Source organism: Acidobacteriota bacterium (genome assembly GCA_016195325.1).
Lineage (GTDB): Bacteria > Acidobacteriota > Polarisedimenticolia > JACPZX01 > JACPZX01 > JACPZX01.
The window spans coordinates 54,255-66,651 of record JACPZX010000018.1 but is presented as its reverse complement, the minus strand read 5'-3'; the positions used below and the strand labels follow the sequence as shown (position 1 = coordinate 66,651).

At 70.9% G+C, this 12,397-nt stretch carries 8 protein-coding genes; 4 read left to right on the top strand and 4 right to left on the bottom strand.

Annotation, left to right across the window (positions count from 1 at the left end):
* The first annotated feature begins 38 nt into the window (after positions 1-38).
* Complete coding sequence (locus HY049_03870; protein MBI3448045.1) at positions 39-2,519, top strand: alkaline phosphatase family protein; 2,481 nt, start codon at positions 39-41, stop codon at positions 2,517-2,519.
* Positions 2,520-2,612: 93 nt separating this feature from the next.
* Here the strand turns inward: HY049_03870 and HY049_03865 are convergent, their stop codons facing one another.
* Complete coding sequence (locus tag HY049_03865) at positions 2,613-3,368, bottom strand: hypothetical protein (protein MBI3448044.1); 756 nt, start codon at positions 3,366-3,368, stop codon at positions 2,613-2,615.
* Between the two features lie 175 nt (positions 3,369-3,543).
* On the bottom strand, positions 3,544-4,386 hold the full coding sequence (locus HY049_03860; protein ID MBI3448043.1) for a hypothetical protein: 843 nt from the start codon (positions 4,384-4,386) through the stop codon (positions 3,544-3,546).
* Positions 4,387-4,466: 80 nt separating this feature from the next.
* Between HY049_03860 and HY049_03855 the strand changes: the two genes are divergently transcribed.
* Genes HY049_03855 through HY049_03845 form a run of 3 tightly spaced genes read left to right on the top strand, consistent with a single transcriptional unit; the run spans position 4,467 to position 7,140 of the window.
* Complete coding sequence (locus HY049_03855; protein MBI3448042.1) at positions 4,467-5,366, top strand: dihydrodipicolinate synthase family protein; 900 nt, start codon at positions 4,467-4,469, stop codon at positions 5,364-5,366.
* Positions 5,363-6,379 (top strand): NAD-dependent epimerase/dehydratase family protein, encoded by a 1,017-nt coding sequence (locus HY049_03850; GenBank protein ID MBI3448041.1) that lies wholly within the window; start codon positions 5,363-5,365, stop codon positions 6,377-6,379. Before HY049_03855 ends, HY049_03850 begins: the two co-directional genes overlap by 4 nt.
* Complete coding sequence (locus HY049_03845) at positions 6,376-7,140, top strand: TIGR01458 family HAD-type hydrolase (GenBank protein MBI3448040.1); 765 nt, start codon at positions 6,376-6,378, stop codon at positions 7,138-7,140. Before HY049_03850 ends, HY049_03845 begins: the two co-directional genes overlap by 4 nt.
* Before the next feature lie 297 nt (positions 7,141-7,437).
* On the opposite strand, the gene HY049_03840 is transcribed toward HY049_03845, so the two are convergent.
* A complete protein-coding gene (locus HY049_03840) occupies positions 7,438-11,217 on the bottom strand; it encodes a M36 family metallopeptidase (GenBank protein MBI3448039.1) in 3,780 nt (1,259 codons plus the stop codon).
* Between the two features lie 178 nt (positions 11,218-11,395).
* Complete coding sequence (locus HY049_03835) at positions 11,396-12,295, bottom strand: hypothetical protein (protein ID MBI3448038.1); 900 nt, start codon at positions 12,293-12,295, stop codon at positions 11,396-11,398.
* Positions 12,296-12,397 lie beyond the last annotated feature (102 nt).

The window sequence follows — 12,397 nt, the reverse complement described above, 5'->3', positions numbered from 1 at the left end:
CGCCGCCGCCCGTCGAGGACGCCGCGTCGCACCCACCGATGAGCCAAACCGGGAGCCCCGCCGGAGCCTCGAGAGCCCTGAGGCGCACCCTTCTCGGCGTCGCCGCGATCGCCGTGGCGGCCGGAGCCGCGGCGCTCCTCCACGTCTCCCGACCCGGCGCGCCGGCCGTTCCCGAAAGCTCCGGCGCCCCGCCGGATCTGGCGCGCACGCTCGCGCACCCCATCGTCCTCATCGGCCTCGACGGCGCCGACTGGCAGATCGCCGGGCCGCTCATCGACGCCGGAAAGCTCCCGAACCTCGCACGGCTCCGCCGCGACGGGCTCTCGGGCTCGATGCGCTCCGCCCCGCCGCTCCTCTCGCCCCTCCTGTGGACCACCGCGGCGACGGGCAAGTCCCCCGAAAAGCATGGCATCGTCGACTTCCTGGTCCCGGACGAGGCGACCGGGGAGAAGGCGCCGATCTCGTCGAAGTACCGGCGCGTGAAGGCGCTGTGGAACATCTTCTCGGAGCGCGGTCTCTCCTCCGCCTTCGTCGCCTGGTGGGCCACCTGGCCCGCCGAGCCGATCCGCGGCGCCATCGTCTCGGATCGCGTGGCCTACTCGCTCTTCGACGTCCGGGACGTGGGACGCGGCGACGCCGCGCTCGTCTCCCCGGCCGCCCTCGGGCCTGCGGTGCGCGCGCGCGTGGTGCGCCCGGCCGACGTCACCGACGCGGAGATCGAGCGCCTCGCCGCGGTCGGCCCCGAAGAGATCCGGGCCGCGCGGGCCGCGGCGGCGCGGGGAGGCGACGACGCCTCCCGCGACCGGCTCGTGCACCTCCTGCGGATCGTCGCCGCCGCGCGCACCTACCACGCGGTGGCCCTCGACATCCTCCGGCTCGGGCAGCCCGACCTCTTCTCGATCTACTACCAGGGGATCGACGAGGTGTCGCACCGGTTCGAGCACTGCTCGGATCCGCCGCTGCCGGCGTGCGGGGCCGCCGACGCCGCGAGGTACGCGCGGACCGTCGGCGCCTACTACGAGGTCCAGGACGCGATGCTCGGCGAGATCCTCGCCGCCGTCGATCCCGCGTCGTACGTCCTGGTGATCTCCGACCACGGCTTCCGCAACGGGGGGGACCGGCCGAAGGACGACACACCCGACATCGCGGGGAAGCCCGCGAAGTGGCACCGCCCCTACGGCATCGCGGCGCTCGCGGGGCCCGGCATCTCGGAAGGATCGCTCGAGAGCGTCACGCTCATGGACATCGCGCCGACGGTGCTCGCCCTCGCGGGGCTTCCGGCCGCCGCCGACATGCCGGGGCACGCCCTGGTCTCGCTTCCCGGCGCCGCGAAGGCCGCGCCCATCCCGAGCTACGGCCCGCTCGACCGCGCCCCCGCCGTGGCCGCCGCGGCCCCGGCGGGCGACCAGGAGGACGCCGAGGGGCGCGAGGCGATGCTCGAGAACCTCCGCTCGCTCGGCTACATCGGCAGCGCCGGGAAGGGGAGCGGCACCGCCGAGGCGGGCGCCGCCCCCGGCGGGGAGATCGATGGTGCCACCCCCGAGACGCTCACCGCCCACACGAACGTCGGCGCCCTGCACCTCCAGAAGAATGAGACCGCCGAGGCGGCGCGCGAGTTCGAGGCGGCGCTGAAGCTCAAGGACGACTACCCGCCGGCCCTGATAGGCCTCGCGGGCGTCCGCGTCAGGGAGGGAGAGATCTCGGAGGCCGAGGCGCTGACCCTTCGCGCCATCGAGTCGAGCCCGAGCGTCGAAGGGGGCCTCTACATCCAGTACGCCGGGCTCGCCATCCAGACGCATTCGGCCGCGGGCGCCCGCGGGACGCTCGAGCGTCTCGGAGCCGCGCGCCCCGCGGTCTCCGAGATCCCGGTGGCGCTGGCTGTCCTCGCCCTCGACTCGGGAGGGGTGGGCGAGGCCGAGGCGCTGCTCAGGGAGGGGCTGAGGCTCGAGCCGACCTCCACCGAGGCGATGACGCGCCTCTTCCAGATGAAATTGCGCGCGGGCGCCGAGCCCTCCCTCGAGGGGGATCTCCGCCGCGCGCTCGCGGAGAATCCGGCCAGCGTGCTGCACCACAACTGGCTCGGGCTGATCCTCCAGAAGAGTGGAGACGCCGCCGGGGCCGAACGGGAGTTCAAGGCCGCGCTTGCGACCGCCCCCGACTTCGGCGGCACGATGGCGAACCTCGGGGCGCTCTACGGGAGGACGGGAAGGCTCGCGGAGGCCGTGGACGTTCTCTCTCGCGCCCTCCGCATCGATCCCGGAGACCTCGAGTGCCGCGTCAACCTCGGCGCGGCGCTGGGAAAGCTCGGCAGGACCGACGAGGCGCTGGCCGTCCTCCAGAAAGGCGTCGCCCCGGGTGACGCCCCCCCCGCCCCCGAGCTCCTCGACGCGATGGCGGTCGCGTGGGCGCAGAAGGGTGAGGTGCGCCGGGCCGCGGATCTGCTCCGCCAGTCCCTCGCGCTCAACCCGGACCAGCCGAGGGTCTGGGAGATGCTGAAGGAGCTGGCCGGCGATCGCTGACGGTCCGGCACACCTCCAGGGCCGGTCACCCTCGTCGGGCAGCGCCCCGAGGGGCTCACGGACGAGCCCCCCCAAGCTCCGCGCCGCCGCGCCCTAGGGCGCGGCGCTCGCGGTGACGGCCGCCGCGCCGGGAGCGGTGCGGGACGCGGACAGCATCGATCCCTCCCGTTCCCCAGGCGCTTGCCGGCGGGCGCCGTCGTCGTCCGTGTCGGGCATGAACCGGCGAAAGTGAGTCCATGCCGCGGGCTGCCGTTCGAGAATGAAGGCCCGTATGGCCTGAAAATGTCGCTCGTAGATCGCGCGAACTTCCCGCGTTTCGGCCGCGGTCAGCTCGCCGTAGGTCCCGCGCGCGGCCCGCTCGCGGACGTACCCCCACGCCGCGGCCTCGTAGAAATCGTGCGTCGCCGCCGCGTCGCCGAAATCGACCAGCGGGACGCTCCACCCCCGCGCGAGGTGCCTCGCGTGGAAGTACTCGTGGTCGAGGATCAGCCGTCGCCACGCGTCGGACCGCGCCGGATCGAGGGCTGCGGGGAAGAGGACGATGTCGTTGCGCGCCCCCCATCCGCTCGCGGGGGCGTCTTTCTTCTCGCGAGGATCGGCTCCCCCCGATCGAACCAGCCCCGAGTAGAGGGACTGCGCCGACGGGGCCGCGGCATCGCCGCGGATCACCCTCACCGCATGAATGTAGGAAGCGTAGTCGGGATGGAGCTCCCCAAGCATGGCGCCTGCGTCCTCCGGAGCCCGCACCCTCGGCGCCGGAGAGGCCCCCCACGATGGGCGCGCGTCCGCCGACGCGAGCGCGACGGCGAAGATCGCGGCGCTGATCTTCAGACCTGGCCGGATCGGCAACCTCGGGAACTCCCGGTCCGCCGGGGCGCTGCAGGAGAGCGCCCCACGATGGCGCGGACGTGGGCGAAGTGTACGGTGAATTCGCGGGACGGCCACGCGGAATCGAGCGACCCCTCGCCGACGGGCGGGCCGAATCGTCACTAGCCCAACTGATTTCACGATTCCGGACGGATGGTCAGCGACCGTGCCTGGTGATCCACGCGAGCCCGGCGGTGATCCCCCAGCGCGACGAGTCGCCATCGAAACCTCGAAAAAACGACAGCGATCCGGCGATCCCCTCCCCCGAGGCCCGCCGGTAGGCTCGACGCACCCCGAGGTGAAAGTAGCCGGACGAGTTGTGGAAGCGCGAGAAGATCTGCCCCTCGATCTCCGTCGTGACCGAGAGCGACTCCTCGGGGCCGAGCCAACCGCCGAGGCCGTACGTCACGACGTCATCCTGCGAGCCGTGGCGGAGCGGATTTCCGAGAAGGAGGAGCCCGGCCGAGCCGAAAATCCCCGAGCCGCGAGTCCTCGCTCCGGAGGTCAAGGAGAATCCGACGTCCGCCTCGTCGGTCCCGCCGCCGTGCCGGTCGGGGGCCGTGGGCACCTTCGCGAGAAAGTGGAAGGCCGAGGCGACCCCCGTGTCCTCCCGGCCGTCGTGCGCGTACCCGAGATCCACCCTCACGTCGGTGGGCTGGGGGTGCCCCGCGGAGTCGTTCCCGTACGATCCCTGGAGCCCGTACCGGAGCGACGCCTCGACGCGATCGCCGAGCCCGCGCGAGGCGAGCGCCTGCATCGAGACGCGGGTGCGATCGAGCGCTCCCGCGCTCAGGTCACTGAAGGGGGACCGCTCGTGATCGATCCACGATCCCTCCGCGCCGAGCTCGGTGCTCCCTTCGCCGAGGATCCACGGCTGCGCCGTGACGAACGGGAAGGAGACGCGATTGGGAGCGCCGGAGAGGGGAGCCGCGGCCGACTCGGAAAAACCGAGTGCCGCGGCCACGAGGGCGAGCGGCAGGCAGGCGGAGGGGGCTCTCATGGCCGCGGCAGTCTAACAGTTCGACGCGGCGCGGCCCCGTGTTAGACTGCCCGTCGATCGCCTCCATGGGAGCCCACAGCATGGTGAATCTGCGAGGCCTCTTCCCGCCGATCCCGACCGTCTTCGAAGGCTGGCGCATCTCGGCCGCGCACATCGCCGAGAACATCGCCCGGTGGAACGACGAGCCGCTCGACGGATACGTCGTGCTCGGGTCGAACGGCGAGGCCCCCCTCCTCGAGGAGGGGGAGAAGCGTGAGGCGATCGGCGCCGCCCGCCGGGCCGCCGAGAAGGGGAAGAAGCTCCTCCTCGTCGGAACCGGGCGCGAGTCGACCCTCGCCGCCGTCCGCGCGACGCGCGAGGCCTTCGATCTGGGGGCCGACGCGGTCCTCCTCGGCGCCCCGACGTACTACAAGCCCGAGTACACCGACATGGTCCTCGAGAAGCACTTCCGGAGCGTCGCCGACGCGTCGCCCGGCCCGGTCATCCTCTACTCCGTCCCGCAGTTCACCGGCGTCCCGCTGTCGCCGGCGCTCGTCGCGAAGCTCGCCGCCCATCCGAGAATCGTCGGCATCAAGGACAGCGGCGGCGATCTCGAGAACGTCAAGTCGCTCGTGGCAGTGCGTCGCGAGGGGGGAGCCCCCTTCCACGTCCTCATCGGCAGCGCGCGCGTGTGGGCGGACGGGCTCCTCGCCGGAGCCGCCGGCGGCGTGCTCGCGGTGGCGAACGTCGCGCCGCGCCTGTGCACGGACATCGGCACCGCCGCGCGCCGCGGCGACGCGACGGCGGCGCGGTCGGGCAACGAAAAGCTGATGCCCCTCGCCGCGGCCGTGACGCGGCTGCACGGGATCGGCGGGCTCAAGGCGGCCCTCGATCTGCTGCACTACCACGGCGGCGACCCGAGGCCGCCGCTTCCCCCCGCCACCCCCGCCGCGAGGCTCGAGATCGCGACACACCTGCGAGCGCTCGGTCTTCTGACTTGAAGCTCCTCGTCCTCGGCGGCACCCGTTTCATCGGCCGGCGCCTCGTCGAGGCCCTGCTGGCGCGCGGCCACAAGGTCACGCTCTTCAACCGGGGGCAGAAGCTCGACCCGTTCGGAAATCGCGTCGGCCGCGTCCTCGGGGATCGCGGGAGCCCCGGAGATCTCGCGCGCGCCGCGCACGCGGGGCGCGACGGGATCTTCGACTTCCTGGCGTACGACGCCGCCGGCGCGGCCCTCGCCGTCGACGCCTTCGCCGGCCGGACGGCGCACTTCATCCACATCTCGACGTGCAGCGTCTACTGGTGCACCGGCGACTTCCCCTGCCCGGTCGGCGAGGAGGACTTCGAGCGCCTCTCGGATTTCGAGGAGCGGCCGTCGAGCATCGAATACGCGTACGGCTACGCGAAGCGCAAGGCCGAGGAGGTCTACGCCGCGGCCGGCCGCGAGAGGGACTTCCCCTTCACCGCGATCCGCATGCCCATCGTGGGGGGGGAGGCCGACCCAACGCTGAGGCACATCTCGTACTTCCAGCGGATCGACGACGGCCGCCCTCTCGTCCTTCCCGACGCCGGCGTCGCCTGCTTCCGGCAGATGTACGTCGGGGACGCCGCCGAGACGCTGGCGGACCTCCCGGGAAAGTCCGTCGCGCTCCGGCGCGCCTACAACCTGGCGTGCGGCGAGATCCTCGAGCTGCGCCGCGTCGTCGAGATGTCGGCCGGCTTCCTCGGCCGCCCCGTCGAGACGATCCCGATCCCGCTCTCGGCCCTCGACGCGCGGGGCCTCGACCGCTCGTTCTCGCCGTTCACGCAGCCGGTCAGCCAGATCCCGTCGATCGATCGCGCGAGGGCGGAGATCGGCTACGCCCCCACCCCGTTCGCCGTGTGGCTCGAGCGGATCGCGCGCTGGTACCGCGACCTGTACCGCGCGGGGGCGCCCCCGCAGTACGCCCACAGGGATCTCGAACTCGCGATCGCCGCGGAGTACACGGCGGCGCTCCGCACCGGCGCGCCGTGAACCCGGGCGCGGTTCTCCTCGACGTCGACGGCACCCTCCTCGACGGCGAAAGGGCTTTCCCGGGAGCAGCCGAAGCGGTCGCGAGGGCCCGCGCGCGCGGCCTCACCGTGCGGTTCACGACCAACACCACGCGCCGCCCGCGCGCGGCGACGGCCGCAGCGCTTTGCGATTCGGGGATCGCCGCGCACCGCGACGAGGTGCTGATCCCCGCGAGCCTCGCGCGCGCGAGCATCGTCGGTTCGGGACTGCGGCGCGCCTTCGCCCTGGTCCCGCCGCAGGCTCTCGAGGACTTCGACGGCATCGAGATCGTGGAGGAACGTCCCGACTGGGTCGTCGTGGGGGACATGGGCCCCGGGTTCACCTATGACCTTCTCAACCGCGCCTTCCTGCACCTTCGCGGCGGTGCGAAGCTCCTCGCCCTCCACAAGAACCGCTTCTGGCACGCGGGCCCGGTGCGCGGGGTGGTTCTCGACGCCGGCCCCTTCGTCGCCGCGCTGGAGTACGCGACCGGGATCACCGCGGAGGTGGTCGGGAAACCGTCGCGCCGATTCTTCGATCTGGCCTTGGCCGACGTGGGGCTCCCCCCCGATCAGGTCCTTGTCGTGGGGGACGACATCGTCAACGACATCCTCGGCGGCGCCGCGGCGGGATGTCGGACCGCGCTGGTGCGGACCGGCAGGTACGAGCCCGGCGCCGCCGAGGCCGCCGGCGCAAGACCGGACCTGACTCTCGATTCGATCGCCGACCTTCTTCCGGATTGACCCGCGAAGCCACTTCGGACCGCGCGCGGGGATCAAGGTGGGCGACCCTTCAAGCGCAGGCGCCGGGACCCGTCCTGACGAGTGGGCCGGCTGGAGTCGCCCAGCGGCGTGATGCCCCAAGCGAGCGATCCGCAACCTCGACGGGCGCGGAAGCCGGCCCGCGAGTCATGGAACGGGTGGCGCCGGAGCGGGGTGAGCCCACCTTGATCCCCGCGCGCGGTCCGGGCACCGCGAGGCAAAAAAAAGGAGGCCCGCGATGACGCGAGCCTCCCGCATTCGAACGGAAAAAACGATCGCCTAGAAGTCGACGATGATGTTCTGGTTGAAGCCGCAGGTGTCCACGGAGAACCCGACGGTCTTCGATACCTTCTTGCCGTTGACGTTCGCGCTGACGGTCACCTGGTAGGAGCCCGGCAGGAGCTGGATCGGGTTCGACACCGTCCCGTACTCGCGGTGGAACTGGAACGGCGCGCAGGGCGCGCCCGGCACGACCGTCTGAAGCGCCGCGTTGAACACGACGTCGTTCGTGTCGAGCAGGTTCTTGTTCCGATTGGCGTTGATCCGCTGGAGCTGGATCTTGGTGACCACCGCCAGCGGCACGCCACCGGCCCGGACGAGGACCCTCGCGCCCGTCCTCACCGCCTCGCCGCACATCGCGCGCGTGACGCTCTGCGTGGCGTGCGTGATCGGATCGGACTCGTACGTCACCGTCACGTTTCCGGTCCGCGCCCTGTCGAGCGTGACGGGCCCGAAGACGTCCTGAAGCGCCCCGTCGCCGGCCACGTGCCCCGGCTGCAGGATGATCGGGAACGACGGCACCGCGGCGAGGGAGTACTCCGCCGGATCGTTCGTGATCGCGAAGTTCGTGATGTTCAGGTTGCACTGCCCCTTGTTCGAGACGGGGAAGGGCTCGGGGGTCTTGCACGCGCCCACCGACTGGATGACCGTCGCCGGGAATCCGAGATCCGGCGGCACGTCGATCGAGGCGACGGGGGTGTTCGCTGTCACGGTGAGAGACTTCACCGGCGTGACCGGATCGTCGCCCATGATCACCAGGGTGCAGCTCTTCGGCCCCGCGGACGTCGGCGTGAAGCGGATGACGACGCCGAGACAGAAGTCGTGGCTGACCGTCGCCGGGAACGGGTTGTTGACCAGCGTGAAGTCGGCGCACGCCGGTGAGAAGGCCACGCTGGTGACGTGGAGATCGCACGACCCGGTGTTGCAGACCGACAGCGTCTTCTCGGCCTGCGCGCCCGCGCAGACGTCGCCGAAGTCGGTGGAGCCGGTGACCGTCATCGTGCCGGAGGGAGCGCGGCCCGAGACGTTGACGGTCCGGATGGAGTTCACCGGATCGGAGGTGGCGAGGGTGATCGTCCCCGTCTTCGCGCCGAAGGTCGCCGGCTGGAAGCGGATGAAGATCTGCACCGACGCGCCCGGCGCCACGGTGATCGGCAGCGTCTGCGCCCCCGCGACGAGGAAGTCCGCCGAGGAGGAGCTGAGCCCGCTGATCGTGAGCGGGCAGCCGCCGCTGTTGTTGACCGTCAACGCCAGATCCTTGAACGATCCGATGCAGACGTCTCCGAAGTTCCCGGAGTCGGCGATGAGCGTGTCGGCCACCGGGGCGAGCGAGTTGCATGTGGCGGTGAGATCGATGGACGGCTGATCGACGTCGTTGGTCTTGACGGTGATCTTGGCCGTCTTCGTCCCGGAGGAGGCCGGGGCGCAGCGGGCCGTGAAGTCCACGTGCGCGTCGGCGCTGATGTCGAGTGGCGTCGCCGGGTTCGGATCGACCGTGATGGAGCTGCTCCCCGAGGTCTGGGAGACGCTGTTCACGATGAGATCGCCGGTGCCCGTGTTGAAGACCTCGATCGGCAGGGCGGCCGAACCGCCGATGCAGACGTTGCCGAAGTCGAGCGAGGCGTTCACGCGGACGTTCGGCGTGCAGGCGGACGGCAGGTCGAACGCCTGGATCGGGTTGATGTCGTTCGGCCCGAGCGTGACGGCCGACACGCCGAGGCCCATCCGGGCGAAGGCGTCCCAGAGGAGGCAGACGTTGACGCCGCCGTTGTCGGTGACGTCGGCCAGCAGGATGGCGTCCCGATCGTCGAGGAAGTCGGGCATCGGCGCCGACATCTTCATCCCGTCGATGACGTCCTGCTGGATCGTCCTGTTGCCCGTCGCCCAGCCGTACTTCTTGACGAGGTTGGCGCGCGCGATCCAGAGCGTTTCGGCCCAGAGCTCTCCGGTGTTGTGCACCTCGGGGGAGCAGAGCCCCTGGTTGATCGCGGTGGCCGGCGGCTGGCACTGGAAGTCGAACTGGCAGCCGGTGGCGTTGCACGTGTTCCCGCCGCCGCAGTCGGAGTTCTTGGTGCAGGTCATGCTCGAGTTGTTGCTGCACACCTTGACGGCGCAGGTCGCCCCGTCGGTGAGGTTCGCGTACGTGCGCGTGAAGACCGTCTGATCGGTCGTGTAGGCCTGGCGGCGGATGCCGAAGCCGAAGAGCCACTCGCCGACGACGTACTGGGCGTCGACCCCGTCGGTCGGATCGACGAGGAACGTCAGCCCCATGAAGTCGGCCCAACCCTCACCGACCTCCTGGAAGCCGGTCAGCGTCGGCACGAGGCGCGAGTGCACGCCGTGCGTGAACTCGTGCGCGATCACGTGGTTGTCGAGATCGCCGTCCCGCTCCGGGCTCGTCTTGTTGCACTGGAACATCTGCATCCGCGGCGACGTGCCGTCGGCCGGCGTGTTGAAGTTGGCGTTGCACAGCGACGGCGTGTTCGCGTCGCGGTTGTCCTGCGCGTCGGCGAGGACCGGATCGTTCCCGGCGCCGCCGAGGCCGAAGTTGTTCACCTGGAAGTTCCCGGAGGCCTCGTCGAAGCCGAGCTGGTAGTAGAGGTCGTGCAGCCGGTTGTTCCAGTAGAAGAGGTTCGCGAGGGCGGCCGACGTGTACGTCTTCGGGTCCATCGTCAGGTCGATGGCGTAGGTGAAGCTCTCACCGGCCCCCGCCGTGGGACGGAATCCGCCGGTGTTGTCGCCGTCGCGGTCGTCCTGCGCGAAGACGTTGTTGCTGGTCGTCGTCGTGCGGCCGGGGTCGGGGCCGCCGTTCCACCAGTCCTCGTGAGGATCGGCGTGCGGGTAGAAGCCGTCCCCGGTGAAGGGGGCGTCCACGCGGGCGACGATACCCGTGGAGGATCCGACCGGGAAGTCGGGGTTGGGGCTGTCGCCGGTGTAGACCTGACCGTGCGTCGGGAGGTGGTTGTACGACGTCAGGTTGTGGCGCCACAGCACCGTCCCGTCCGTCGCGTCCACGATCGTCCGGTAGGAGTCGTTCGTCTCGGCGTCGTCGACCGTGAGATCCCACGCGAGGCGCGCCCTCCCGATTTCCATCGGGAAGAAGACGAGCGTGCCCGCGGGGATGTTGCCGGGCTTCGTCACGCTCGACGCGTCCGCGGCGAGGTTCGCCGCCTCGTCGGCCGTGATCTTCGGATTCTTCGTGTTGGCGCTCGCGTGGACGTCGGGGAGGAGCTCGCCCGCGACGTTCACGATGCGCCCCTCGGCGTCGACGTTGACGTTCAGCATCGCGCCGAAGACGTCGAGCCCGTGCGCGCGCTGCTGGATCGTCAGGTGCGTGACGCCGGTGCTCCGGGTGACGAAGTCGCGCGAGAAGCGGTTCTCGCTGACGTCGGCCGGGGAGAGCCTGAAGAGGGAGAGGTTCTTCCCGAGGAATTCCGCCGCGACGTCGGCGGGGGCCGAGCCGCTCGGGCCGGTGAGGGTCTTCGTCATGCTGTGGATCCGGTTGGGGGCGCCCGTGAGGGCGCTCCAGGCGACCTCGAGATCCGCGGCCTGCTTGCGGAGGGCGCCGAGGGCCTTCCCCTGGCCTGCCGTCATCGCGGCCTCGCCCGCGCCGGGGGCGAGCTTGTGGGCGCGCGCGCCGTTCGCGTCGCGGATGTCCATGTCTGCGGCCGGCCTCTTGTTCTCGTGGCCGTTGCCTCCCGCGGGGGCCGCCGACGGGAGCGAGAGGGCGGCTCCCATCGCGACGGCGATCGCGGACAGTCGAAGAGAGTGGTTCATCATCACTTCAAGCCTCCTGGTGTGTGAATGCGCGGACGACTCCCCGAACGGGAACTTCACGGCTGGGGTGAAAGGCCTCCTCTATGGGGCGGGTCACTCCCTCTCAGGGAAGGGGGAGAGTGTCAAGCCAGGTGAGGAGGCGATTCTACGCGGGTCGGGGAGCGCGGGTCAAGACACCACGTCAGATCTCGTTCTTCGGAGATCGGATCGACACCGGGCCGTTCTCGGTGGAGAGACTGACGGCGGTCGCGCGGTCGCCGAAGTGGACGGCGCGATGATCGTCGTCCCGGGTGCGGTCCGCTCCGGCGCAGGCCGCGGCGCTGCACGAGAATGGGGAGTGCCCCGTCGACGTCACGTCGACCCCGGACTGGAACCCCGCCTCGAGCTCGAGGGAGACGGGCCCGTTCTGCGTCGAGGCCTCAAGGCGCCCGCCCTCCCAGCTCCTCCCCTCGAGATCCACGCTCACCGGGCCGTTGAGGGCCTTGAGCGAAACGTTCCTCCCGCTTCCGGTGAAGGAGATGGGGCCGTTCTCCGTCGTGGCGACGACGTCGGCGGCGCAACCCCTGAACGTGACGGGGCCGTTCTCCGTTCGGGCTCGGAGCTTCCCGGTCACGCCGTGGAAGTCGAGCGGGCCGTTCGACGTCTCGAAGTCGATCGAGGAGTCCTTCGGGGCGTGGATGAGGAGGTACACGACCCAGTCGCCGCCCTGCGGCCCCGTGACGGACACGGCGCCTCCGTCATGCGCGACCGCCACGCGATCGAGAGTCTCCGCGTCGCGCGCCGCCTTGCAGACGGTGATCTCGTAGTCGCTGCGATCCCATCCCGTCACGCGGGCCCCCGACGCGGCGGGAAGGACCGCCCGCAGCTCGGTGCCGCGGCCGGGGATCGAGAACGACTCCTCCATCCGCGTCGCGACATGCCGATCGAAGGTGACGCTCAGCGAGCCGCAGTCCCCGAGATCGCCGGAGGACTCGATCCGCATCGAGGTGCTGCTCTCGCCCCCGTAGACCCGCGGCGAGCCGAAGAGGATGTGGAGGATGGCGGTGAAGATCATCAGGACGATCGCGATGAGCTTGCTCATGGATGTCGTCTCCCGTCTCATCTAAGGCAACCACTGTGCCAGATGCCCTCGAGGCGGGAAGCGTCGCAATCCGGGGGGAATCGGTCGATCGCGGCCGGGAGG

Coding starts and splice junctions, on each gene's coding strand:
- HY049_03835 (MBI3448038.1), bottom strand. CDS start 12,295: ATGAGCAAGCTCATCGCGATCGTCCTGATGATCTTCACCGCCATCCTC.
- HY049_03860 (MBI3448043.1), bottom strand. CDS start 4,386: ATGAGAGCCCCCTCCGCCTGCCTGCCGCTCGCCCTCGTGGCCGCGGCA.
- HY049_03840 (MBI3448039.1), bottom strand. CDS start 11,217: ATGATGAACCACTCTCTTCGACTGTCCGCGATCGCCGTCGCGATGGGA.
- HY049_03870 (MBI3448045.1), top strand. CDS start 39: ATGAGCCAAACCGGGAGCCCCGCCGGAGCCTCGAGAGCCCTGAGGCGC.
- HY049_03855 (MBI3448042.1), top strand. CDS start 4,467: ATGGTGAATCTGCGAGGCCTCTTCCCGCCGATCCCGACCGTCTTCGAA.